20 protein-coding genes are annotated in these 23427 nt (G+C 72.6%); 9 read left to right on the forward strand and 11 right to left on the reverse strand.

The window, feature by feature from the left end:
* Nucleotides 1–3 precede the first annotated feature (3 nt).
* From AC5PYY_RS11470 to mntA, 4 genes are read right to left on the reverse strand one after another with little or no spacing between them, the layout of a single operon-like run.
* On the reverse strand, nucleotides 4–801 hold the full coding sequence (locus AC5PYY_RS11470) for an AraC family transcriptional regulator (protein WP_493896944.1): 798 nt from the start codon (nucleotides 799–801) through the stop codon (nucleotides 4–6).
* Between the two features lie 20 nt (nucleotides 802–821).
* Complete coding sequence (gene wecB / locus AC5PYY_RS11475) at nucleotides 822–1895, reverse strand: non-hydrolyzing UDP-N-acetylglucosamine 2-epimerase (RefSeq protein WP_493896945.1); 1074 nt, start codon at nucleotides 1893–1895, stop codon at nucleotides 822–824.
* The gene (locus AC5PYY_RS11480) at nucleotides 1892–2140 is read right to left on the reverse strand and encodes a hypothetical protein (RefSeq protein ID WP_493896946.1); all 249 of its coding nucleotides are present in this window, start codon (nucleotides 2138–2140) and stop codon (nucleotides 1892–1894) included. Before AC5PYY_RS11480 ends, wecB begins: the two co-directional genes overlap by 4 nt.
* Nucleotides 2137–2574, reverse strand: coding sequence for a type VII toxin-antitoxin system MntA family adenylyltransferase antitoxin (mntA, locus tag AC5PYY_RS11485; protein WP_493896947.1), 438 nt, complete (start codon nucleotides 2572–2574; stop codon nucleotides 2137–2139). The genes AC5PYY_RS11480 and mntA overlap by 4 nt, the downstream gene beginning before the upstream one ends.
* A 50-nt stretch (nucleotides 2575–2624) precedes the next feature.
* Between mntA and AC5PYY_RS11490 the strand changes: the two genes are divergently transcribed.
* The gene (locus AC5PYY_RS11490) at nucleotides 2625–4910 is read left to right on the forward strand and encodes a glycosyltransferase (protein WP_493896948.1); all 2286 of its coding nucleotides are present in this window, start codon (nucleotides 2625–2627) and stop codon (nucleotides 4908–4910) included.
* Between the two features lie 324 nt (nucleotides 4911–5234).
* On the opposite strand, the gene AC5PYY_RS11495 is transcribed toward AC5PYY_RS11490, so the two are convergent.
* A complete protein-coding gene (locus tag AC5PYY_RS11495) occupies nucleotides 5235–6173 on the reverse strand; it encodes an alpha/beta hydrolase (protein ID WP_493896949.1) in 939 nt (312 codons plus the stop codon).
* 77 nt (nucleotides 6174–6250) lie between these two features.
* Here AC5PYY_RS11495 and AC5PYY_RS11500 point away from each other — a divergent pair, with 77 nt between their 5' ends.
* From AC5PYY_RS11500 to AC5PYY_RS11520, 5 genes are all read left to right on the forward strand, one after another.
* On the forward strand, nucleotides 6251–7570 hold the full coding sequence (locus tag AC5PYY_RS11500; RefSeq protein WP_493896950.1) for a nucleotide sugar dehydrogenase: 1320 nt from the start codon (nucleotides 6251–6253) through the stop codon (nucleotides 7568–7570).
* Nucleotides 7567–9579, forward strand: coding sequence for a DUF6541 family protein (locus tag AC5PYY_RS11505; RefSeq protein WP_493896951.1), 2013 nt, complete (start codon nucleotides 7567–7569; stop codon nucleotides 9577–9579). Before AC5PYY_RS11500 ends, AC5PYY_RS11505 begins: the two co-directional genes overlap by 4 nt.
* Nucleotides 9580–9739: 160 nt before the next feature.
* Nucleotides 9740–10411, forward strand: coding sequence for a SatD family protein (locus AC5PYY_RS11510; protein WP_493896952.1), 672 nt, complete (start codon nucleotides 9740–9742; stop codon nucleotides 10409–10411).
* A complete protein-coding gene (locus tag AC5PYY_RS11515) occupies nucleotides 10411–11226 on the forward strand; it encodes a hypothetical protein (RefSeq protein WP_493896953.1) in 816 nt (271 codons plus the stop codon). Before AC5PYY_RS11510 ends, AC5PYY_RS11515 begins: the two co-directional genes overlap by 1 nt.
* 124 nt (nucleotides 11227–11350) lie before the next feature.
* Nucleotides 11351–13402 carry an NAD(+) synthase gene (locus tag AC5PYY_RS11520; protein ID WP_493896954.1) on the forward strand — a complete coding sequence of 684 codons (2052 nt, stop codon included), beginning with the start codon at nucleotides 11351–11353 and terminating at the stop codon, nucleotides 13400–13402.
* Between the two features lie 87 nt (nucleotides 13403–13489).
* On the opposite strand, the gene AC5PYY_RS11525 is transcribed toward AC5PYY_RS11520, so the two are convergent.
* The 4 genes from AC5PYY_RS11525 to AC5PYY_RS11540 all read right to left on the reverse strand — a co-directional run bounded on the left by AC5PYY_RS11525 (nucleotide 13490) and on the right by AC5PYY_RS11540 (nucleotide 17526).
* Entirely contained in the window at nucleotides 13490–14275 is a 786-nt protein-coding gene (locus tag AC5PYY_RS11525; protein WP_493896955.1) for a glycerophosphodiester phosphodiesterase family protein, read from the reverse strand.
* 35 nt (nucleotides 14276–14310) lie between these two features.
* Complete coding sequence (locus tag AC5PYY_RS11530) at nucleotides 14311–15126, reverse strand: HAD-IIA family hydrolase (protein ID WP_493896956.1); 816 nt, start codon at nucleotides 15124–15126, stop codon at nucleotides 14311–14313.
* 74 nt (nucleotides 15127–15200) lie between these two features.
* On the reverse strand, nucleotides 15201–15995 hold the full coding sequence (locus AC5PYY_RS11535) for a spermidine synthase (RefSeq protein ID WP_493896957.1): 795 nt from the start codon (nucleotides 15993–15995) through the stop codon (nucleotides 15201–15203).
* A gap of 1 nt (nucleotide 15996) precedes the next feature.
* Nucleotides 15997–17526: a helix-turn-helix domain-containing protein gene (locus AC5PYY_RS11540; protein WP_493896958.1), complete on the reverse strand. Its 1530-nt coding sequence runs from the start codon at nucleotides 17524–17526 to the stop codon at nucleotides 15997–15999.
* Nucleotides 17527–17666: 140 nt separating this feature from the next.
* On the opposite strand from AC5PYY_RS11540, the gene AC5PYY_RS11545 reads away from it, so the two are divergent.
* Both AC5PYY_RS11545 and AC5PYY_RS11550 read left to right on the forward strand, forming a co-directional pair.
* A complete protein-coding gene (locus AC5PYY_RS11545) occupies nucleotides 17667–18308 on the forward strand; it encodes a DUF3000 domain-containing protein (protein ID WP_493896959.1) in 642 nt (213 codons plus the stop codon).
* A gap of 1 nt (nucleotide 18309) precedes the next feature.
* Nucleotides 18310–19596, forward strand: coding sequence for an HRDC domain-containing protein (locus AC5PYY_RS11550; RefSeq protein ID WP_493896960.1), 1287 nt, complete (start codon nucleotides 18310–18312; stop codon nucleotides 19594–19596).
* Nucleotides 19597–19619: 23 nt separating this feature from the next.
* Here the strand turns inward: AC5PYY_RS11550 and hemE are convergent, their stop codons facing one another.
* Together hemE and AC5PYY_RS11560 are read right to left on the reverse strand one after the other, a co-directional pair.
* A complete protein-coding gene (hemE, locus tag AC5PYY_RS11555; RefSeq protein WP_493896961.1) occupies nucleotides 19620–20729 on the reverse strand; it encodes a uroporphyrinogen decarboxylase in 1110 nt (369 codons plus the stop codon).
* A gap of 115 nt (nucleotides 20730–20844) precedes the next feature.
* A complete protein-coding gene (locus AC5PYY_RS11560) occupies nucleotides 20845–21843 on the reverse strand; it encodes a DUF4349 domain-containing protein (RefSeq protein WP_493896962.1) in 999 nt (332 codons plus the stop codon).
* A gap of 165 nt (nucleotides 21844–22008) precedes the next feature.
* Here AC5PYY_RS11560 and hemG point away from each other — a divergent pair, with 165 nt between their 5' ends.
* Entirely contained in the window at nucleotides 22009–23427 is a 1419-nt protein-coding gene (hemG, locus tag AC5PYY_RS11565) for a protoporphyrinogen oxidase (RefSeq protein ID WP_493896963.1), read from the forward strand.

A 23427-nucleotide genomic window follows, 5' to 3' on the forward strand; every position in this document is an offset into this window, starting at 1 on the left:
ATCTCAGCGGTGGGAGTGCTGGTAGCGCCCGGGCGTGGTGCCCAGGAACGCCCGGAAGTGCCGGGTGAGGTGCGCCTGGTCGTAGAAGCCGGCGTCGATCGCGACCTGCCCGGCGGGCAGACCGGTGAGCAGCATCCGTCGTGCGTGGTCGAGTCGGCGACCGAGCACATACCGGTGCGGTGGTATGCCGTAGCTCGCGGAGAAGGAGCGCACGAGGTGCGGGACGCTGACCTCCAGCTCGGTCGCCACCGTGGCCAGCAGGTCGGGGCCGAACGGGTCGGCGTCCAGGCGTTCGCGCGCCCGCAACGCCAGGAGCTGCGTCGGTGGGCGCACGGGCGCGGCCCGGCGCGAGAGCAGGTGGGTGAGCCGCTCGCGGGTGAGGGCGAGCCCGCTCTCGGCCTCGACCAGGTCGTGCCGCAGCAGCGCGCGGTCCAACCGGGACACCCCGGCCCGGAGGGTGGTGTCGTCGAGGAAAGGGGCGTCGACCGCGCGCCCGACCAGCGCGGGGGCGAGCTGGTCCTCGGCGAGGTAGAGCACCCGCTTGGCGAAGCCGCCCGCGGTGAGAGCCCGGCCGTCGTGGGGCACGTGCGGTGGCAGGACCGTGACCCCGGACCGGGGCGGCGCCTGGCCGGAGCGCCGGTCGAGGGCGTAGCCGATGGCGCCGCGGTCCACGACCAGGACGGTCCACGTGTCGTGGGTGTGCGTCGGGTAGGCGTGGTCCTTCCAGGCGGCGTGGAAGACCTCCTCCACCCCGCGCAGCCCGGGCCGAAAGGCCTGCACGTGGTTCGGGGGTGGCTCCATCGCTCGATCCTCGGGGCAGCTCAGCTGCGGGTCGTGCGGTCACGCTCCAACGCGTCGAGCACCGCAGCTGCGGCGTGCCCATCGCCGTAGGGCGCGGCCTCGATGGGCGCGGGGCCCGGGCGGGAGGCAGCCTCGCGCACGGCGGGGCCGGGCTCGGCGAGGACGTTCCAGCCCAAGTGGACCGTCTCCACCCACTCGGTCTCGGTGCGGATGGTCGTGCAGGGGGTGCGCAGGGCGAAGGCCTCCTTCTGCAGGCCGCCGGAGTCGGTGATGACCCCGCGGGCCTGGCTGACCGCGCCGACCAGCTGCGGGTAGGGCAGCGGGTCGCGGGTGGTGAGCGCGCCGCCGTCGAGGTCGAGCCCCTGCTCGGTGGCCCGGACCCGCAGCCGCGGGTGGGCGAGCAGCACCACCGGGTGGTCGACCTGCTGCAGCGCCTCGACGGTCGCGCGCAGGCGAGCCGGGTCGTCGGTGTTCTCCGCCCGGTGGATCGTCGCGACGGAGAAGCCGCCCGGTGGCATACCGAGCATGTCGAGGGTCGCGCCGACGTCGGTGAGCTCGTTGCGCACCTGGAGCAGGACGTCGATCATGACGTCGCCCACGACGACGGTGCGCATCGCGAGACCCTCGGCCGCGAGGTGGTCGCGCGCCACCGCGGTGGGGGCGAGCAGCAGGTCGGCGGCATGATCGGTGAGCACCCGGTTGTGCTCCTCCGGCATCCGCCGGTTGAAGGAACGCAGCCCGGCCTCCAGGTGCGCGATCGGGAGGTGCAGCTTCACCGCCGAGAGCGCCCCGGCGAGCGTGGAGTTGGTGTCTCCGTAGACGAGGACCCAGTCGGGACGGTGCTCCAGCAGCACCTCGTCCAGCGCGGCGAGGATCGCGCCGGTCTGGGCCCCATGCCCGCCCGAGCCGACGCCGAGATGCACGTCGGGGTCGGGGATGCCCAGGTCGGCGAAGAAGACGTCGGAGAGCATCGGGTCGTAGTGCTGCCCGGTGTGCACGATGACGTGCTCGACGTCGCGCGCCGCGCACTCGCGGGCGATCGGCGCGAGCTTGACGAACTGCGGCCGGGCGCCGACGACGGAAAGGACCCTCACCTGAGCGACTCCAACCACCCTGCGATGGCGCGCCGGAGGTCATCCATCACCCGGGGAGCAGCTGCGGCAGCTTCTGCGACGATGGCCATGTCGACGGACTGGCTCAGGATCCGTTCCGTGGCCGGCCGGGCTACCGTATCGGCGGAGAGCTGCGGATGACCCATGCCGACGAGGATCCGCATGAGTTCGTCGAGGTGTGCGAGCCGAGCCGGGACCACCTCGGGATCGAGATCACGAGGGGTCATGTGCCGGTCTCCGCCAGGAGGGCGAGTTGGCGACGACGCAGGTAGGCCGTGTCAGCGTAGTCGCGCATCGCCCTCATCTGACGGGTCGCGAAGGCACCTGCTTCGCGCTGCAAGAGCACCTCACCGCGGGTGAGGGCGCGCTGACGGGCGACGGGGCCAGCGCGATCGAGATCCATGACATCCACCGCATCACCGAGCAGGCCCAGCAGGTCACTGGTCAGGCCGATGAGGTCACCGCGCGTGGTCCTGGTATCCCAGGCGACCGCGAGATCCACGTCACCGGGGGAGTTGTCGGTGGGCTCTGCGGCGCTGCCGAACAGCACGACCAGGGCGAGCCCGTGCCGCTGAGCAGCGTCGGAGAGGGAGCCGTCAGTGAGCGCGCGACGCAGTCGTGCCAGAGCTGCAGCCCCGTCGCGCGTGTGCGTCATCGACATGGCTGCCAGCCTAGAGCCTGCCCTCGAGGCGTCGCGATAGCGTGACCCGCGTGCGGGTCCTGGTGGTGACGACGTGGTGGCCGACCTCGTCGTCACCGGCGACCGGCGTCTTCGTCGCCCGTGACGTCGCCGCGCTCGCGACCCGGCACGACGTGCGGGTGCTGCATCTCGTCGCTCCCGGGCTGGCGGGACGGCCAGATGCTCGCCCGGACGGTCAGCTCGCGGGGATGGTGCTGACGGATTCGGTCGTGCCGGTGGAGCAACTGGTCATGGACGTCAAGCGGCCGGATCACGTGCTGCGGGCGGCGCGGCGGGTGCGTGAGCTGTCCAGGGGCGCTGACCTGCTGCACACGATGGCCATCTCGTCGCTGCTGCCGCTGGCGGGCTGGCGGCCCTCGGTGCCGTGGGTGCACACCGAGCACTGGTCCGGGCTGCTGGCTCCGGAGACCTTGACCCCGGCCCTGCGCGTGGCCCGCCGCGCCGTGCGACCGCTGCTCGCGCGGCCCGACGTCGTGGCCGTCGTGGGCGAGGATCTCGCGGCGGGGATGCGCCGCCTGCGCTCCGGCCCCGTCGAGGTGGTCCCCAACATCGTCACCGTGCCGGCCGAGCTGGCTCCCCGGAGGCGACCCGACGCCGACCTCGCCGGGCGCGGGGTGCTCGAGATCGTGGCGGTGGGTGGCCTCATACCTCGCAAGGACCCGGTGCGCGCGGTCGAGGCGGTCGCCGCCCTGCGGACCCGGGGGATCGCCGCGCGGCTCACCTGGATCGGCGAGGGCCCGCTGCGCGGGGAGGTCGAGCTGCGGGCGGATGCGCTGTCCGTGCCGGTGCGGCTGCCCGGCGGGGTCCCGCCGGAGGAGGTGCCGGGGCTGCTGGGGGAGAGCGATGTCTTCCTGCTGCCGACGCGCGCGGAGACGTTCTGCCTGGCCGCGGCTGAGGCGCTGGCGGCGGGTCGCCCCGTCGTGGTCGGTGACACCGGCGGGCCGCGGGAGTTCGTCGGTCCGCCCAGTGGGGCGCTGGTCCGGCCCGGCGCCGCGCCCGAGGCGTGGGCCGACGCGGTGGAGCAGGTATGGCGTGACTCCCGAGGCCTCAGTGCCGAGGAGATCTCTGGTCCGGTGGCGCGGCGCTACGGCCCGGGAGGGTATGCCCAGCAGGTGGACGGGATCTATCGGCGGCTCGTGGGGAAGGGCGGAGCGGTGTCCGGTCGTGGGTCAGGCGAGAGCCCTCCCGCTGAGGGCACCCGGGAGCAGCCCCTCGTCGACCTGGTGATCGCGCTGCACTCGGCCGATCGGCAGGTCGGCCGCGCGGTGCGCTCGGTGCTCGACGGCTCACCTGGCGTCGACGTGCGGGTGAGCGTGGTGGCCCACAACCTGGCGTTGAAGGACGCCCGCGCCGCGCTCGGAGACCTGGCCGACGACCCCCGGGTGCGGGTGCTCGAGCTGGCCGACGGCATACCGAGCCCGAGCGGACCCTTCACCCTCGGTCTGGACGCCGCCACCGCACCCTGGACGGCGATCATGGGGTCCGACGACACGCTGGCCCCGGGGGCGCTCGCCGGGTGGCTGGCGGCGGCCGATGGACTCGACCCTCAGACGCCGGTCGTCGTCGTGCCGCCGCTGCGTCTGGCGGGGCGACGCGTGCCGACGCCGCCGGTGCGTCCGGTGCGGCGTCTGCGGCCTGGGGGGCTGGATCTCGTGCGCGACCGGCTCAGCTATCGCTCGGCACCGCTCGGGCTGCTCTCGCGCGGCGCGCTCGCGCTGCCGGGCTCGCGGCTGCTCCCTGGTGCGTTCGTCGGGGGGGACGTGCCGATGGTGACCGCGCTGTGGTCGCAGGCGGAGGTCAGGTATGCCGCAGCCGCCCCCGCCTACGAGATCCACGAGGACGCCGGTGACCGGGTGACCTACGACCCGCGGCCGATGGCGCAGCAGCTGGCCAGCGTCGACGCGTTGTGGGACCTGCCTGTCGGCCAGCAGTTGACGGCGCCGCAGCGGCGTGCCGTGGCGACGAAGGTGCTGCGGATCCACGTCTTCGGCGCGATCCTCACGCGCGCCGACCCAACCTGGTGGTCGCCCGCGGAGCGCGAGGAGCTGGCACGGGTGACCCGGCGTGTGCTCGCCGAGGCACCCGGCTGCGCCGACCCGCTCAGTGTGGCTGACCACGACCTGCTGGCCGCGATCCTCGAGGTCTCGGTGCCGGCGGATCGGATGCTCGAGCTGGCCCGGGCCCGGCGCCGGCACGGGCATCCGCGGACGCTGCTGCCGTCGTCGTGGCGGCACGCGCTGCACCCGGAGGCCCCGCTGCGCTTCATGGCTGCCTCGCTGATCGCCTCGCGCCGGTGAGTCGCGCCCGCGCTTGAGCGTCGCCTCCACCTGAGTCTCGTCACGCTCGTGCGCCTGGTGGTGACACAGGCGTGGGCGGGAGAACGCCTGTGTCACCACCAGAGGCACAGGTATGCCGCATCGGCCGTCCCGATCGGCGCAGCCCCCCGGCCAGTGAGGGCATATCGCGCGGCCGGTCGGGGCATATCGCGCGGCCAGTCCGGGCATATCGCGCGGCCGGTCAGGGCATTTCGTGCGGCCGGTCAGGGCATTTCGTGCGGCCGGTCGGGGCATTTCGTGCGGCCGGTCACGGCATTTCGTGCGGCCAGTCCGGAAATGGGCAGGTCAGTGGCGGGGGAAGCGGGGGTCGAGCCAGGCGAGCAGGTGGTCCTCCACCTCGTCACGGTTGGTCTCGTGGAAGACCTCGTGGCGAGCACCGGGCCAGACCTGGGTCGTGACGTCCTTCATCCCGACCCGGGCGAAGAGGTCGCCCACCTCGCGCGCCGCGTCCGCTCCGCCGACCGGGTCGAGCTCTCCGACGACGAGGTAGACCGGCAGATCCTTCGGCATACCCGCCGCCGTGGTCTCCTCGCTCACCCAGCGCAGCCCGGTGAGCAGGTCACGGTAGAAGCCTGCGGTCGCGGTCGCGCCGGACAGCGGGTCGGCCTCGTAGGCGTCGACCTGGGCCTCGTCCCGGCTGAGCCAGTCCGAGCGGGTGCGAGGTCGCCCGAAGGCGCGGTGGTAGGAGCCGAAGGTGAGCGCGCTCATGAGGTGGCTCGTGGCACGCGGGCCGCGCAGGCGCGCCTCCAGCGAGGCGACCTGCAGACCGAGCAAGCCGTTCAGCCCAGGATCGCCCGCCGTGCCCGAGAGCACCAGGGCCGCGAGGCGGTCGCCGTAGCGCGCGGCATACGCCCGGGCCAGCAAGGAGCCCATGCTGTGCCCGAGCAGCACCAACGGCACCTCGGGATGCTTCCGCGAGATCTCCTCCGAGAGCGCGAGCAGGTCGTCCACCACCGCCGCGAAGCCGGCCTCGTCGCCGAGGTGCCCGAGCTTGCCGTGCTGCCCCCGCCCGGTCACGGTCTGCCCGTGCCCGCGGTGGTCCGGAGCGTAGACGGCATATCCGTCACCGACCAGGCGCTGCGCGAGGTGCTCGTAGCGCGCTCCGTGCTCCACCATGCCGTGCGCGATGAGCACGGCCGCGCGTGGGGAGCCGTCCGGGAGCCACCGGCGGACGCTCACGAGGGTGCCGTCGGCGGCGGTCAGCGAGAAGATCGAGGAAGGCATAGGGCACCATCTTGACCGATACCGCCACGTATCCTGTGGCAGGCACCCACACCTCTTCCAGGACGGAAACCTCTTTGATGAAGATCGCGGTCGTCGCGCTTGGCAAGATCGGGCTCCCGCTGGCGGTGCAGTTCGCCGATGCCGACGAGAACCACGAGGTCGTCGGGGTCGACGTCAACGCCGCCACGGTCGAGGCCGTCAACGCCGGCACCGAGCCGTTCCCCGGCGAGGACCACCTCGGCGAGAAGCTCGCCGAACTCGTCCCGGCCGGACGGCTGCGCGCCACCACCGACTACGCGGACGCCATCCCCGGCGCCGACGCCGTGGTGCTCGTCGTGCCGCTCTTCGTCGACGAGGCGACCGGGGCGCCCGACTTCGGCTGGATGGACTCCGCGACCCAGAGCCTGGCGCAGCACCTGACCCCAGGCACGCTCATCTCCTACGAGACCACGCTCCCGGTCGGCACCACGCGTGGCCGGTGGAAGCCGATGATCGAGCAGATCAGCGGGCTGACCGAGGGCGACGACGGTGGCTTCCATCTCGTCTTCAGCCCCGAGCGCGTCCTCACCGGCCGCGTCTTCGCCGACCTGCGGCGCTATCCCAAGCTGGTCGGCGGGCTCACCGAGGAGGGCACCCGCCGCGCCGTGGACTTCTACGAGGCGGTGCTCACCTTCGACGAGCGCGACGACCTGCCTCGCCCCAACGGCGTCTGGGACATGGGCAGCGCCGAGGCGGCCGAGATGGCCAAGCTCGCCGAGACCACCTATCGCGACGTCAACATCGGCCTCGCCAACCAGTTCGCCCGCTTCGCCGACGGCGCCGGCATCGACGTGCACCGCGTCATCGAGGCGTGCAACTCCCAGCCCTACAGCCACATCCACCAGCCCGGCATCGCGGTCGGCGGTCACTGCATCCCCGTCTACCCACGGCTCTACCTCTCCACCGATGCCGACGCCACCGTCGTCCGCAGCGCCCGCGAGGCCAACGCCGCCATGCCGGAGTATGCCGTCGCCCGCGCCGAGTCGCTGCTCGGCTCACTGGCTGGGCTGCGGGTCGTGGTGCTCGGCGCCGCCTACCGCGGCAAGGTCAAGGAGACTGCCTTCTCCGGGGTCTTCGGCACTGTCGACGCGCTGGGCGAGCGGGGTGCCGAGGTGCTCGTCCACGACCCGATGTACTCACGGGAAGAGCTCGCCGGCTTCGGCTGGACGCCCTACGCCCTCGGTGATGCGGTCGACGTCGCGATCGTGCAGGCCGACCACCCTGAGTACGCCACCCTCTCGGCCGCCGACCTCCCCGGTCTCCGGCTGCTGCTCGACGGGCGCCGGGTCACCGACCCGGAGCGCTTCACCGGCGTGCCCCGCCTGACGATCGGCGGGGGCGAGACGCCCGCCGCATGACCGGGGTGAGCTGGGGGGAGGCCCTGCCGGGTCTGGTCGGCATGGCGCTGCTCGTCGTCCTGCCCGGGTATGCCGTGCTCCGCTGCCTCGGCGCGCGTGGCCTCCTCGCGCTCGGTGCCGGCCCGGCGGTCACCGCCGGTCTGGCGGGCGTGCTCGCCGTCGGCTACGACCTGCTCGGCATCCCGTGGGGGCTGCTGAGCTTCGCCCTCGGCTCCCTCGGGGCCGTGCTCGTGGCGAGCGGCCTCGGGCTCTGGTTGCGCACGATCGCCGACCCCGCGGGCGTGACGGTCGCTGGGGAGCGGGCGCTACGGCACACCGAACGGGGGTGGTTGGCGCTCACCTGGGCCCTCGGCGGCGGCGTGATGGCCGCGGCGATGGTGTCCGGGATGGGGCGGGCGGACCAGCCGCCGCAGGCGTGGGATGCCGTCTTCCACCTCAACGCGCTGTGGTTCGTGCGCGAGACCGGCAACGCGAGCTCGCTGGGCGGGCTGGCACCGATGTACGCCGACCAGGCCGCGCCCTTCTACCCAGCCGTGTGGCACGCGCTGGTGGCGATCGCGCCGGGCTTCGACGGGGTGACCGAGGCCGCCAACGCCTCCTCGGTGGTCATCGGGTCGGTGGTCTGGATCGCCGGCCTGGTCGCCCTGGCGCGCGTGGTCTGGCCGGCGCGGGCGCTGCCCACGATCCTCGTGCCGGTGCTCGCCGCGACCTACGTGACCTTCCCGGCGATCGCGGTGTCGATGCTCGCGGTGTGGCCGTTCGCGCTGTCGACCGCCTGCGTTCCCGGCACGATCGCGCTGCTCATCGCGACCTTTCGGGGGGTGCTCTCCTGGCGGATGCACGTGGCGCTGTCGATGGGGCTGCTCTGGGCCGTCGGCGGCGTCGTGCTGGCGCACGCCTCGGGGTTGTTCAGCCTGGCGCTGCTGGCGCTCCCGCTGCTGGCGGTGCTGGTGCTGCGCCAGCTCCGGCGCCTCGTGCGGCGGGGGCGACCGCTGCTGGCCTGGGGGCAGGGCATCGCCTGGCTCGTGGTGGTGGTCGGCGCGATGACCTTCCTGCTCACCTTCCCGCCGGTGCTGGCGATCATGGACTACCAGCGTGGCGGGCAGGAGTCCTACTGGCCCGGCATGGGGTCGCTGCTCATCGACCACCCGCTGATCTACGTCTACAAGGTCACCTCGGTCAACCTCGTCGGCACCCTGCTCGTCTGGCTCGGCGTCGTGCTCGCGGTGCGGTGGCGGCACGCCCGCTGGCTCGTGGTCTCGCTCCTCGCGGCGGTGGTGCTGACCCTCCTCGCGGCGGGGCCGCCCGAACAGCCGCTGCGGATCCTCTCCGGCTTCTGGTACACCCAGGCCTCGCGCCTCAACCAGCTCGTCCTCATCCCCGCGATCATGCTCGCCGCGGGCGCGGGCGGGTGGCTCGCGGGAAAGATGGCGCGCAGCTTCGCGGTGCCGGTGCGGTGGACGGCGGGGTTGCTCGTCGTGGCGCTCGTCGTGCTGACGTCCGGGCTGCGCTGGACCACCCAGACGCAGATCATGTCCTCGACCTACACCTTCTACCCCATCGCCTGGGGCACCATCCTCGAGCCCGAGGAGATCGACATGATCGACCGGGCGGCACAGACCCTGCCCGAGGATGCAGTGGTCCTGGGGGAGCCGGTGGCGGGATCTCCATACCTCCTCCATCGCTCGGGCGTCGACGTCGTCTTCCCGCAGCTCAGCCCGATCCCCGACAGCCCGGAGCGCGACATCGTGCTGGACCGCTTCGACCGGTGGGCGGACGACGCGTCGGTGTGCGAGGCGGTCCGAGAGCTCGGGGTGACGCACGTGTATGCCGACGCGCTCGTCTTCGAGGACGTCGAGAACGCGAAGTGGGAGGAGACCTCACCCGGGCTGCGCAACCTCGACCCGGACGGGGGCAAGGGCAGCGGCGGCGGCGATGAGGAGGATTCCTGGACGCTGGTGGACGAGGGTGGTCGCGCCTCGATCTGGGAGTTCACGGGCTGCGCGTGACCAGAGCCCCATCGCATGAGCAGTCGAAGGTGCCTCACACGTGGGCCCTTGCCACCGTGTGAGGCACCTTCGACTGCTCATGGTCCGACCGCGCCGTCGCGGTAGATCAAGCTATAGTCTGAATATGACAAGAAAGAAGCGATCTGCTTCATTCAGGGCGGTGCTGATCGGAGATCTGCGGGACTCCCGGACCGTGAAGGATCGACGGGCTCTTCACCGTAGCCTGACCGAGGCGCTCGCGGGGGCAGACGAGGCGACGGCCCCCCTCGCGGCGGGATGGGTGACCGCGGGCGACGAGTTCCAGGCGGTTCACGCCCGGCTTGGCTCCGCGGTGCGATACACCCTGCTGGTGCGTCTGGCCCTGCACCCGGTCGAGGCGCGGTTCGGCATCGGCTGGGGCGGGGTGACTCTGCTGGACGAGCGCACCCAGGACGGGCCGGCGTGGTGGGCGGCCCGCAGTGCGATCGACGCCGTCCACACCCTCGAGGACGGCGCTGCAACCCGGATGGCCCGGACCGCCTTTCGCCGTGCCGAGGCGGCACACGCGCGCGACGCCGAGGCGGACGACGCCCATGCCGACGAGGTCGACACGCCTGACCTTGCCGGTGCCGATCTGGAGGCCGCGATCAACGCCGCGCTGGCCTGTCAGGACCAGGTGCTGGGATCGTGCGACGAGCGCAGCATCCGGATCCTGGGAGGGCTCGTGGCCGGGAGGTCGCAGCAGCAGATCGCCGTGGAGGAGGGCGTCAGCGCCTCGGCGGTGTCGCAGCGGGTCATCCGGGACGGCCTAGCGATGGTGCTGCGCTCGCACGAGCTCCTGGGGAGCCTGTGATGGTGGCGCTCGCTCTGGGCCTGCTCGGTCTGGCGTGCAGCGATCTGGCGGCCGGCCTCGCCCGTGCGGTCAGCGCCCGCGGGCAGGAGTACCAGCGCGTCGCACAGCGGCGGGTCCGGGGGCTGCAGGCGCTCGCCGGCCTGGTCGTGGTCGTGCTGGCCGCCTGGGCGACCGGTCTCTTCACCGACGACCGCGGGGTCGCCCTCACCGTGGTCGCCGTCGCGGGTGTCGTCGTCCTGGGATGGCAGGCCACCGGGGATCTGGGTGAGCAGCGACCGTGGGCCCCCTTGGCCGTGCTCGGTCCGGGGCTCGCCGGCCTGCTCCTGCTCGGCGGGCTGGGTGGCGACGCCTCGACCGGTGCGCTGGCGGCCTGGATGCACTGGGTCGACCTGCCCGGGATCGACGGGGTCGCGCCTGATCGTCTGGTGCTGCTCGTGGCCCTCGTGCTGGCCCAGCTCTCGACCGGCAACGTCGTCGTGCGCCTGGTGCTGCGGGCGGTTGACATCAGCCCGCCGGAGAGCGACGACCGCGACGGGCTCCAGGGCGGCCGGGTGCTCGGGCCGATGGAGCGGCTGCTCATCCTCGGCCTCGGGCTGGCCGGGGAGGTCACGGCGGCGAGCATCGTCATCGCGGCCAAGGGCCTCATCCGCTGGCCAGAGCTGTCCCGTGCCCGCAGCCAGAGCTCGTCCGACGGGCCGTTCGCGCCCGACCAGCCGGCGCCCTCGATCCACGAACAGACCGAGTACTTCCTCGTCGGCAGCTTCGTCAGCTGGCTCGTCGCACTCGGGAGCCTGGTCCTGGCCGCTCTCGGCTGACCGCTCGGCGTCCGGCCCACCGGGCGTCGCGCATGGTTGCCAGGAGCCCCACCGGGCGCCGCGCATGGTTGCCAGGAGCCCCACCGGGCGTCGCGCATGGTTGCTCCCTGACACACTGACCCCCGTGGAGTTCTACAGCGCCTACGACCAGGGCTTCGCCCGCGTCGCCTCCTGCACCCTGCCGGTCGCTATCGCCGACCCGGCCACCAACGCCGAGCGGACCATCGCGCAGGCCCGCGAGTGCGACGCCGAGGGCGTGGCGGTGGCGGTCTTCCCCGAGCTCGGGCTGACCGGGTATGCCATCGACGACCTGCTCCTGCAGGACGCGGTGCTCGACGCGACCCTCGTGGCGCTCGGGTCGATCGTCGAGGCCAGCCGGGAGTTGCTGCCGATCCTCGTCGTCGGTGCCCCGCTCCGGCACCAGCACCGGCTCTACAACTGCGCGGTGGTGATCCACCGCGGCGCGATCCTCGGTGTCGCGCCCAAGTCCTACCTCCCGAACTACCGCGAGTTCTACGAGAAGCGGCACTTCGCGGCGGGAGCCGGGACCGACGGCCAGACCATCCGGCTGCCCTTGGGCGAGGTCGAGGTGCCCTTCGGGCCCGACCTGATCTTCCGGGCCCTCGACGTCCCCGGTCTGGTGCTGCACGTCGAGGTCTGCGAGGACCTCTGGGTGCCGGTGCCGCCGTCCGCCGAGGCCGCCCTGGCCGGCGCCACGGTCGTCGCCAATCTCTCCGGCAGCCCGATCACCGTGGGCAAGTCCGCGGAGCGGCACGAGCTCTGCGCCCAGGCCAGCTCGCGGCTGCTCTGCGCCTACGCCTACGCGGCGGCGGGGGAGGGGGAGTCCTCGACCGACCTGTCCTGGGACGGCCAGACCATGGTCCACGAGCTCGGCTCGCTCCTCGTCGAGTCCGAGCGCTTCGGCCAGGGCCCGCACCGCAGCGTCGCCGACGTCGACCTCATGCGCATCCGCGCCGACCGCGCCCGGCAGGGCAGCTTCGACGACAACGCGCTCGCCCTCGGCGACCGGGTGACCCGCTTCCGCACGGTCGACCTCGTGCTCGAACCACCGCATACCGACATCGGGCTGCGCCGCACCGTCGACCGCTTCCCCTTCGTCCCCGACGACCCGGACGACCTGGCCCTCGACTGCTACGAGACCTTCAGCATCCAGGTCACCGCCCTCGCCCAGCGCCTGTCCGCGATCGGGGAGCCCAAGGTCGTCATCGGCGTCTCCGGGGGCCTCGACTCCACCCACGCCCTCATCGTCGCGGCGCGCGCCATGGACCGCGCCGGGCGCCCGCGCAGCGACATCCTGGCCTTCACCATGCCCGGCTTCGCGACCAGCGACCACACCAAGGACAACGCCACCGAGCTCGCGACCTCGCTCGGCGTGACCTTCGAGGAGATCGACATCCGGCCCATGGCGCGCCAGATGCTCGAGGACCTCGGCCACCCCTTCGCCGACGGCGAGCCGGTCTACGACGTCACCTTCGAGAACGTCCAGGCGGGCCTGCGCACCGACTTCCTCTTCCGCGCGGCCAACCAGCGCGGCGGCATCGTGCTCGGCACCGGCGATCTCTCCGAGCTCGCGCTCGGCTGGTGCACCTACGGCGTCGGCGACCAGATGTCGCACTACACCGTCAACTCCGGGCTCGCCAAGACGCTCATCCAGCACGTCATCCGCTGGGTCGTCGAGGAGCAGATGTTCGACGAGGTGACCGGGCGCGTGCTCACCTCGATCCTCGACACCGAGATCACCCCCGAGCTCGTGCCCGCCGGCGAGGACGGGGCGGTCCAGTCCACGCAGGAGAAGATCGGGCCCTACGAGCTGCAGGACTTCACCCTGCACCACGTCATCCGGTTCGGTATGCCGCCCAGCCGGATCGCCTTCCTCGCCTGGCACGCCTGGCGAGACGTCGAGCACGGTCCGTGGCCGCCCGGCTTCCCGGAGGAGGGTCGCAACGCCTACGACCTGCCCACCATCCGGCGCTGGCTGGTCCTCTTCGTCGAGCGGTTCTTCGCGTTCAGCCAGTTCAAGCGCTCGGCGCTGCCCAACGGGCCCAAGGTCTCCTCGGCGGGTGCCCTCTCGCCACGCGGCGACTGGCGCGCACCCTCGGACGGCAACGCCCGCGCCTGGTTGGATGAGCTGGAGGCCCACGTGCCGGAGGCGTAGGCCAGCCCGACTCGTAGCGCCTTCTTCTACTCGTGCCCGGTGGCAGCGCGACATCAGGGCAACAACGCGCCACGAGTGCCGCACGCCTCAGTCCGTCCACTGGCCGCGCGCGACCAGGACCTCCTTGAGCACATCGGCGCGGTCCGTCATGATCCCGTCGACCCCGAGGTCGAGCAGCCGGTGCATCTCGACCGGGTCGTTGATCGTCCAGCAGTGCACGAACTTGCCGATCTCGTGCGCCGCGGCCAGCGAGGTCGGCGTCACCACCTCGATCCCGTGGTGCTGCGGCGGCACCTGCAGCCCGTCCACCACGCGGAGCGCCCGCGCGGCCACCGAGGCGCGGATGAGCGGTGGCAGCTCGGCGGCGGCGCGGAAGCCAGCGGTGCTGCGCTGCCCGGCCGAGCTCACGACCGGCCGCGTGAGCCGCATCACCGCCGCCTCGCGCCGCTGGTCGGAGAAGCTGGTCACGCAGACCCGGTCGTGGGCGCGGGTGCGCTCGATGACGCGCACCAGCGGCACGATCGCGCCGGGTGACTTGATGTCGATGTTGAGCCGCAGCTCGGGCCAGCTGGTCAGCAGGTCCTCGAGCTGGGGCACCGGCTCCTGACCGCCGATGCGGGCCCGCGAGACCTCCCGCCAGGACAGCTCGGGGATGGCGCCCCGGCGGTCGGTCACCCGGTCCAGCGTCTCGTCGTGGAAGGCGACGACGACCCCGTCGCGGGTGGCGTGGACGTCGGTCTCGACATAGCGGTAGCCCAGGTCGACGGCCGCCTCGAACGCGGGCAGGGAGTTCTCCAGGCCGGCACCGCTCGGGTCGAACCCGCGGTGGGCCATGGGGATCGGACCGCGATGGTCCAGGTATGCCGTCCGCACAGATCGAGCGTATCGGCTGCGCGCGGGTGCTCCGGTCAGACGTCGGCGCGCGGCTCCTCGATGATCGAGGTCCCCCGGGCAGGGACGAGCTCGCCGACGCCGTCCAGCACCTCGTCCGGGCGGAAGGGATAGGACGCGAGCGTGTCGAGGCTGCTGATCCCGGTCGTGACCAGGACGGTATGCAGTCCGGCCTCCATCCCGGCGATGATGTCGGTGTCCATCCGGTCGCCGATCATGCCGGTGGTCTCGCTGTGCGCGCCGATCGTGTTGAGCGCCGACCGGAACATCATCGGGTTGGGCTTGCCCACGACATACGGCTCCCTCCCTGTGGCCTTGCTGATGAGCGCGCTGATCGCGCCGGTCGCGGGCAGGATGCCGTCGGCGCTCGGCCCGGTCGCGTCCGGGTTGGTGGCGATGAAGCGGGCCCCCTTCTCGATGAGCCGGATCGCCATGGTGATCGCCTCGAAGGAGTACTGCCGCGTCTCGCCGATGACGACGAAGTCGGGGTCCTTCTCGGTCATGGTGTAGCCGGCTTCGTGCAGCGCGGTGATGACGCCCGCCTGCCCGATGACGTAGGCCGACCCGCCCGGCTGCTGGGTCGCGAGGAAGTCGGCGGTGGCCAGGGCGCTGGTCCAGATCCGCTCCTCGGGCACCGGCAGGCCGGAGTTGTGGAGCCGGGCGGACAGGTCGCGGGCGGTGAAGATCGAGTTGTTGGTGAGGACCAGATAGGGAGTGTGGGTGTCGTGCCAGTGGTCGATGAGCTCGCGAGCGCCGGGCAGGGCGCTGCTCTCGTGCACCAGCACACCGTCCATGTCGGTGAGCCAGGCGTCGATGTCGTCACGGGTGCGCATGACCCCAGCCTAGGGCGGCGGCGTGAGCCGCAGGTGTCAGCGACCTGGGTGCCGCCTGGACGCTGCGTGCGCGCTCAACGCAGCCGCAGCGGCCCGTCGTCCGGTGGCTCCGGGGACGGCTCGCCCACCTCGCCGAAGGGCTGCACCGCGCGCTCGGCCGTGGTGAGCTCCGCGCTGGTGCGCCACATCGTCGGGAAGGCCGCCCGTGCTGCGGCCCGGCGCAGCGTGACGTCGTCGAGCGGGCGGCGGGAGGCGACCAGCACGACGTTGCCGTAGCGCTTGCCCTTGGCGACCTCGCGCAGGACCAGTTGCCCGACGTGGGGGAGCGCGGTGCGAAGCGTGGCACCGAGCCGCGTCACCCAGCGCAGCCCGGGCAGGTCGGCCGCGTTGACGAGCAGCAGGCCGTCCGGCGCGAGCACGCGCGCCACCTCCCGCGCCCACGCCTGCCCGGCGAGCGCGCCCGGCACCCGGCCCTCGTCATACGCATCGACGACGACGACCTCGGCCGAGCCGTCCCGCAGCCCCACGATCCCCTCCTGCCCGGTCTGGGGCCGGACCCGGATCCGGTGCCCGCGGGGGAGCGGCAGCTCGGCCCGGACTAGCTCGGTCAGCGCCGCGTCGGGCTCGAGCACGATCTGCGGCGAGCCGGGGTGGACCCGGTGCACCCACCTGGCAAGCGTCATACCGGCACCGCCGACGTGAGTCACCGCCAGCGGTGCCGGGTCGGGGCGCAGCGCCTCGAGCACCGTGGCGAGGTGCTCGACGTACTCGAAGACGAGCAGCAGCGGGTCGCCCGGGTCGACGTAGGACTGCGGGTGGCCGTCCCGCACCACCGTCGCCCCGCCGCGCTCGTCCCAGACGACCCCCACCTCAGATGTCGCGGAAGGTCTGGATCTCGGCGCCGAGCGCGTTGAGCCGGGACGCGAGATCCTCATACCCACGGTTGATGACGTAGACGTTGCGCAGCACCGAGGTGCCCGGCGCCGCGAGCATCGCCAGGAGGATGACCACGCCGGGGCGCAGGGCCGGCGGGCACATGATCTCGCCGGCGCGCCACTTGGTCGGGCCCTCGATCATCACCCGGTGCGGGTCCATGAGGTGCACCTTCGCGCCGAGCGTCGTGAGCTCGGTGAGATAGATGGCGCGGTTCTCGTAGACCCAGTCGTGGATGAGGGTCGAGCCCTCGGCGCACGCCGCGATGATCGCGAAGAACGGCAGGTTGTCGATGTTGAGGCCGGGGAACGGCAGCGGGTGGATCTTGTCCAGCGGCGCCTTGAGCGGGCCAGGCTTGGTCGTCAGGTCGACGAGTCGGGTATGCGCGTTCGAGCTGGGGTATTCCTCCGACAGGTCGCACTCGAAGCCCATCGTGTCGAGCACCGCGAGCTCGATCTCCATGAACTCGATCGGCACCCGGCGCACCGTGATCTCGCTGCCGGTGACGACCGCGGCAGCGAGCAGGCTCATCGCCTCGATCGGGTCCTCGGAGGGGGCGTACTCGATGTCGACGTCGATCTCCTCGACGCCGGTGACGGTGAGGGTGGTCGTGCCGAGCCCCTCGATCGTCACGCCCAGCTGCTGCAGGAAGACGCAGAGGTCTTGGACCATGTAGTTGGAGCTGGCGTTGCGGATGACCGTGGTGCCCGGGTGGCGGGCCGCCGCGAGCAGGACGTTCTCGGTCACGGTGTCGCCGCGCTCGGTGAGCACGATCGGCCTGCCCGGACGGTATGCCGTGTCGACCGTCGCGTGGTAGCTCCCGGTCGTGGCGGTGACCTCGAGGCCGAACTGGCGCAGCGCGATCATGTGTGGCTCGACGGTGCGGGTGCCGAGGTCGCAGCCGCCGGCATACGGGAGCTCGAAGGTGTCGAACTCGTGCAGCAGCGGGCCGAGGAACATGATGATCGTGCGGGTGCGCCGGGCCGCGGTCTCGTCCATCGCGTCGAGGTCGATCTTCTCCGGCGGCACGATCTCGAGGTCAGAGGAATCCGGGAGCCAGCGGATCTTGAAGCCGATGCTCGTGAGCACCTCGGTGATCCGGTTGACCTCCTCGATCCGGGCCAGGTTGCGCAGCGTGGTGCGACCCTTGTTGATGAGGGAGGCGCACAGGAGGGCGACCGCGGCGTTCTTGGAGGTGCGGACGTCGATGCACCCGGAGAGCTTGACGCCGCCGGTGATGCGCAGGTTCTGCGGGACGCCGGAGGAGACCTGGACGATCTCGGAGTCGAGCTTCTCGCCGATGCGGGCGATCATCTCGAGGGAGAGGTTCTGCTTGCCCTGCTCGATCCGGGCGACGGCGCTCTGGCTGGTGCCGAGGAGGTCGGCCAGCTCGGCCTGGGTGAGGTCCTTGTGGCGGCGGGCGTCGCGGATCAGCCCGCCGATGCGGGAGAGGTAGCTCTCGGTCATAGCCCACCACTCTAGATCACATATATGAGATAACGCTGAGTGAGAGAGTCCTTGCGTAGTCTGCCCGCCGTCACCGTCTCACAGATCGTCCGGCGTTGCGATGCTGGTCCCGGCGGGGTAGGCGGCATACGCTGGAGCGCGTGGTGAGCCGGATCTCTGACCAGCGACCGCGGAAGACTGCCGCGGGGAGCGAGGCTGTGCTCGACGCCGGGCTCTTCGCCCGGGCGCTCGAGGGGATCCGAGCCGCGCAGGTGCGACCCGAGATGGTCCTCGAGGAGGTGCCGGCCCCGACCCGCCTGGCGCCGCACGCGGTCGCGCTGTCCGGCGAGGTCGTGCCCTCCCATCTCGACGACGACGACCCCATCGCCACCGGACGCTTCGTCGTGCTGCACGACCCCGACGGCCCGGAGCCGTGGGAGGGCACCTGGCGTGCCGTGACCTATGCCAAGGCGCAGATGGAGCCCGAGGTCGGGCACGACCCCCTCGCCGGCCAGGCCGGCTGGTCGTGGTTGACCGACGCCCTCGACGACGCCGAGCTCGGCTGGACCGCGGCCGCCGGCACCGTCACCTGCGTGACCTCGGAGAGCTTCGGGGCGCTCGCGGACCGGGAGCCGTCGGTCGAGCTGGAGATCCGCGCCTCCTGGACACCCGTGCTCACCGAGGGCGACGAGCCGCGGGAGCTGGCGGCGCACCTGGGGGCCTGGGGCGATCTGCTGTGCACGCTCGCGGGGCTGCCGCCGCTGCCCGAGGGCGTGGTGGCCCTGTCGGGAGTTCGTCGCTGACATGGCGGCAGAGGCGACCCCCGAGCACGACGACCACGCCGAAGACTTCGAGCGTCTGGACTCCCCGGCCGACGGCATACCGGGAGTGGTCGACACCCCCGACGGTCTGTCGGCCTGCCTCGACGCGCTGCGCTCCGGCACCGGACCGGTCGCCGTCGACGCCGAGCGCGCGTCCGGCTACCGCTACGGCCAGCGGGCCTACCTCATCCAGCTGCGCCGGGAGGGAGCGGGCACCTGGCTCGTCGACCCGACGCCCTTCGAGGGGCTGGGTGAGCTCGACGCGGTGCTCGCCGAGGACGAGTGGGTGCTGCACGCGGCGACCCAGGACATCCCGTGCCTGGCCGAGGTCGGGATGCGTCCGCGCGCCCTCGTGGACACCGAGCTCGGGGCGCGGCTGGCCGGGTTGCCCAGGGTGGGGTTGTCGGCGGTGCTCGAGTACTACCTCGGCGTCACCCTGGCCAAGGAGCACTCGGCGGTCGACTGGTCGACGCGGCCGCTGCCCGAGCCGTGGCTGCGGTATGCCGCGCTCGACGTCGAGCTGCTCGTGGAGCTGCGCGATCGGATGGAGCGCGACCTGCGCGAGCAGGGAAAGTGGGAGTGGGCGCAGCAGGAGTTCGCGGCGCTGTGCCACTTCGTCGGGCCGCCCGGCACCGACGACCCCGACGCCTGGCGGCGCACCTCCGGGATGCACCGCCTGCGCAAACCACGGGCGCTCGGGGCGCTGCGCGAGCTGTGGTTGGCCCGTGACGCCATCGCGCGGGAGCGCGACGTGTCTCCTGGCCGGGTGCTGCCGGACAGCACGCTCGCCGAGCTCGCCCAGCGGATGCCGCGGCAGGCCGCCGGCCTCACCCCGGCCCGCCAGGAGCGCTCACGCAGTCGGCAGCGTCGGGCCGAGCAGGGGCTGCTGCGGTATCAGCGGACCTGGTTGGCAGCGATCCGGACCGCCGCCGAGATGAGCGAGGAGGAGCTGCCCGAGCCGAACCGCAAGAGCGACGCTCCGCCGCCGCCTCGGGCCTGGCCGGATCGCGACCCCGAGGCCGCCGAGCGGCTGGCGATGGTGAAGGGCGAGCTGGCCGACCTCTCCGAGCGGCTCGACATCCCGGTGGAGAACCTCATGACCCCTGACGTGGTCCGGCGGATCCTCTGGAAGCCTCCGGGTGGCCCAGGCTCGGGTGCGCCCGACGAACCTGCCGTGGATGCCGCTGCGGAAGAACTCGGTGCCCGGCCCTGGCAGCGCGAACTGGTGGTGCCGATCCTGCTCGCGGCCCTGGAGGCCCACCCCTCCTGACCGGGCCTCGCGAGTGGTTGCTCTCAGCGGGTCGAGTGCTCGTGTACGAGCTCGACCACGCGGGTCAGCACGTCGGGGTCGGTGTCGGGCAGCACGCCGTGCCCGAGATTGAAGAGGTGGCCCGGCACCCCGTCGCCGCGCCCCTCGTCGATGATCTCCCGGACGCGCGCCGCGAGCGGCTCCCACGGCGCGAAGAGGAGCGCCGGGTCGAGGTTGCCCTGCACGGCATACCTGCCGCCGGTCCGCTCGACCGCATCCGTGAGGCTGACGCGGTAGTCGACGCCGATGACGTCTGCCCCGGCGTCCGCCATGGCGGGCAGGAGCTCGCCGGTGCCCACGCCGAAGTGGATCCTGGGCACGCCGAGGTCGGCCACGCCCGCGAGCACCGCGCGGCTGTGCGGCTCGACATGGCGCAGGTAGTCGGCGCGGGAGAGATGCCCGGCCCAGGAGTCGAAGAGCTGCACCGCGCTGGCGCCCGCCTCGACCTGCACCCGGAGGAACGCCCGCGAGATCTGCGCGAGTCGGGCGCACAGGTCGCTCCACAGCTGGGGGTCGCCGTGCATGAGGGCCTTGGTGCGCTCGTGGTTCTTGGACGGGCCGCCTTCGACGAGGTAGGACGCGAGAGTGAACGGTGCACCGGCGAAGCCGATGAGCGGGGTGCTCCCCAGCTCGTCGACGAGGAGGCGGACCGACTCGGTGATGTCGGGCACGTGCTCGGGGGTCAGCTCGGGGAGCCGGTCCAGGTCGGCGCGGCCCCGGATCGGCTCGGCGATGACCGGGCCGGTGCCCGCCACGATGTCGAGGTCCACCCCGACCGCCATGAGCGGCACGACGATGTCGCTGAAGAAGATCGCCGCGTCCACGCCGTGCCGGCGCACCGGCTGCATCGTGATCTCGGCCACGAGATCCGGTGTGCGACAGGCGGTCAGCATCGGGACGTCTCGACGCAGCTCGCGATACTCCGGCAACGAGCGACCCGCCTGCCGCATGAACCACACGGGGGTATGCGGCACCGCCTCCGCCCGGGCGGCGCGCACCAGCACGCTGTCGGCGGGGTCCGTGTCAGATGCGGTGGCAGATCCCGTGTCAGGACCAGTGTCGATCTCGGTGGGCGAGGAGGCGGGGGACGTCACCGCACGAGTCTCCCACGGCATACCCCCACGGTTGGCGCCGTGCCCTTCGGCTGCAGCAGTGGGGGACCGCGTGAACCGTGGGGGAGCACACCAACCGTGGGGCGCGTGGTGAGGGCTACTTCGTGGTGCCCGACCCGGGCCGCTTGGACTCCTGGTCAGACCCCTCGTCCTCGTGCGGGGGTGTCGCCTGGGACGTGGTGCGGGCGGACGACGGCGACCGCCGGCGGCGCCACCACCACAGGACCGGCACCAGGACGAGAGCCAGCACGACGAGGAAGGGCAGCAGCGCCCCGAGCAGCGTGAGCAGCACCGTCACGGACGCGGCGAAGGCGTCCCAGCCCTGCTGCAGGCCGGCCACGAAGCCGGTGTCAGGCCGCGTCTCCTCCAGGTCGCCGGATTCCTCGGCCAGGTGCAGGGTGATGGTGGAGCGGGCGATGTCGTCGGACAGCACCTGCATGCGCGCCTTGAGGGCGTCCAGCTCGGCCTCGCGGGTCGACAGCTCGCGCTCCAGGCTGGCGATCGACTCGACGTCAGGAGCCTCATCGATGAGGTCGCGCAGCCGCGTGGCGCCGGCCTCGAGGGTGGCGATGCGGGCCTCGACGTCGCGGTACTCCGTGGTGACGTCGTCGGCGTTGCTGCTGGTGGACTGCACCTCACCGAGCTCACCCAGGCTGGCCACGACCGCGTCCAGCTCGGCCGAGGGCACCCGGAGCACGAGGGAGCCGTAGCCGTTGCGCTCCTCGGTGCCCGGCCGCACGTCCTCGGAGGAGACGTAGCCGCCGACGCCGGTCGCGGTGGCCCGAGCCCGCGTCACCGCGGCGCTCACGTCCTCCACGACGACCTCGAGCTCGACCCGGCGCACCATCAGCGGTGCCTCGCCGTCGCTGGCGACCGATCCTTCCCCGATCTCGGCCGCGGCCTCGGCGGCGCGGCTGCCGGACCCGTCGCCCGCCTCGTCCCCGGCTTCGGCCTCTGCCATGCCCTGCTCGGCGTCGGCGTAGTCCGCCGCGGCGTCGCTGCCCGCATTGTCGGCTCCACTGTCGGCACTGCTGCACCCCGTCAGCAGCGCGAGCAGCGCGGCCACCACGGCTGCCACGATCATCCTGGTGCTCATCGGTTCGCCTCTTCCTGTCCGGCCCGCACGGCGATCCCCTGCGGATCGTCGGTGCGACGAGACCATCCTGTCCGCGCGTTCCGCGGACGTGGTCACGATCACGTCACGATGCGCGGGGCAGGGGTCACGGATGGGTCACCTGCCCGCGATGAGACGCTGGGAGGTATGACGTCCTGGCTGGTCATCGGTGGCGGGATCAGTGGTCTCACAGCGGCGCTGGCGGTGCTCGAGCGGGATCCTGCGGCGTCGGTGACGGTCCTGGAGGGCAGCGACCAGGTCGGGGGCAAGCTGCGCGGGGCCAGGGTGGCCGGCCGCTCGGTCGACGTCGGCGCCGAGGCCGTCCTGGCCCGCCGCCCGGAGGCGGTCGACCTCATGGGGCGGCTCGGCCTGGCCGATGAGGTCGTACACCCCACCGCGGCACCGGCCCAGGTGTGGAGCCGGGGTGCGCTGCACCCGCTTCCGCGGCGCACGCTCATGGGTGTGCCGGCAGAGGTCGCCGCCCTGGAGGGGCTGCTCACCGCCGAGGAGGTCGGCCGCGCCGCGGCCGAAAACCCTGAAACCGTTGCGGCACAGGATATTTCGGTGGGTAAGCTCGTCTCGGACCGGCTCGGGCCGGCGGTCGCCGAGCGTCTCGTGGAGCCGCTGCTCGGCGGCGTCTACGCCGGCCACGCCGACCTCATCTCGGCTCGCGCCGCCCTGCCCGCGCTGCTGCGGGCCGCTGAGGAGGGAGAGCGCCTGCAGGACGCTGCGGCCAAGCTGTTGCCCGCGCCCACCGACGGCACCCAGACCCGCAGTGCCGCACCGGTTTTCGCAACGGTCCAGGGCGGGCTGCACCGGCTGGCCGAGGCGGCCGCGGAGGCCCTCACCGCGGCGGGGGCCGTCATCCGCACCGGCACCCTCGCGCGCGAGCTGCGCGCCCACACGGGTGGCGGCTTCGAGGTGGTGACGGGACCGCGGCCGAGCCCCACGTCATACCGTGCGGATCGGGTGGTCCTGGCCACCCCGCCCGCCCCGACGGCGCGGCTGCTGCGCGAAGTGGCGCCGCTCGCCGCGGACCGGCTCGCCTCGGTCGAGACCGCCTCGATGGCGGTGCTCACCCTCGCTCTTCGCACCAGCGACCTGGGCGACCTGCACGGGTCCGGCTTCCTCGTGCCCCCGGTGGAGGGGCGCACCATCAAGGCGGCGACCTTCAGCGCAACCAAGTGGGACTGGGTGCGCGAGCTCGGGAGAGCCGCCGGACCGGACGGTGAGGACGTCACCTTCCTGCGCGCCTCGGTCGGCAGGCACCGCGAGGAGGCCACGCTGCAGCGCTCCGACGACGAGCTGCTGACCGCTGCGCTCACCGACCTGGCGACGGCCCTCGGCCGGCCCCTCCCGGAGCCGGTGGACGCGCATGTCCAGCGCTGGGGCGGGGCGCTGCCGCAGTATGCGGTCGGTCACGTCGACCTCGTCACCGCCGTGCGCGAGCACGTCGCCCGCGTGCCCGGACTGGCCGTGTGCGGCGCGGCCTATGACGGCGTCGGGATCCCGGCCTGCATCGCCTCGGCCCGCCGGGCGGTCGCCGAGCTGCACCCCGCACAATGA

This window comes from Serinicoccus sp. JS2-9 (assembly GCF_059025165.1).

Bases quoted from the DNA above. Each gene is read 5' to 3' on its own strand.
- hemG (WP_493896963.1), top strand. From the start codon at position 22,009: ATGACGTCCTGGCTGGTCATCGGTGGCGGGATCAGTGGTCTCACAGCG.
- AC5PYY_RS11470 (WP_493896944.1), bottom strand. From the start codon at position 801: ATGGAGCCACCCCCGAACCACGTGCAGGCCTTTCGGCCCGGGCTGCGC.
- mntA (WP_493896947.1), bottom strand. From the start codon at position 2,574: ATGTCGATGACGCACACGCGCGACGGGGCTGCAGCTCTGGCACGACTG.
- AC5PYY_RS11480 (WP_493896946.1), bottom strand. From the start codon at position 2,140: ATGACCCCTCGTGATCTCGATCCCGAGGTGGTCCCGGCTCGGCTCGCA.
- AC5PYY_RS11505 (WP_493896951.1), top strand. From the start codon at position 7,567: ATGACCGGGGTGAGCTGGGGGGAGGCCCTGCCGGGTCTGGTCGGCATG.
- AC5PYY_RS11530 (WP_493896956.1), bottom strand. From the start codon at position 15,126: ATGCGCACCCGTGACGACATCGACGCCTGGCTCACCGACATGGACGGT.
- AC5PYY_RS11540 (WP_493896958.1), bottom strand. From the start codon at position 17,526: ATGACCGAGAGCTACCTCTCCCGCATCGGCGGGCTGATCCGCGACGCC.
- AC5PYY_RS11500 (WP_493896950.1), top strand. From the start codon at position 6,251: ATGAAGATCGCGGTCGTCGCGCTTGGCAAGATCGGGCTCCCGCTGGCG.
- AC5PYY_RS11550 (WP_493896960.1), top strand. From the start codon at position 18,310: ATGGCGGCAGAGGCGACCCCCGAGCACGACGACCACGCCGAAGACTTC.
- AC5PYY_RS11515 (WP_493896953.1), top strand. From the start codon at position 10,411: ATGGTGGCGCTCGCTCTGGGCCTGCTCGGTCTGGCGTGCAGCGATCTG.
- AC5PYY_RS11495 (WP_493896949.1), bottom strand. From the start codon at position 6,173: ATGCCTTCCTCGATCTTCTCGCTGACCGCCGCCGACGGCACCCTCGTG.
- AC5PYY_RS11560 (WP_493896962.1), bottom strand. From the start codon at position 21,843: ATGAGCACCAGGATGATCGTGGCAGCCGTGGTGGCCGCGCTGCTCGCG.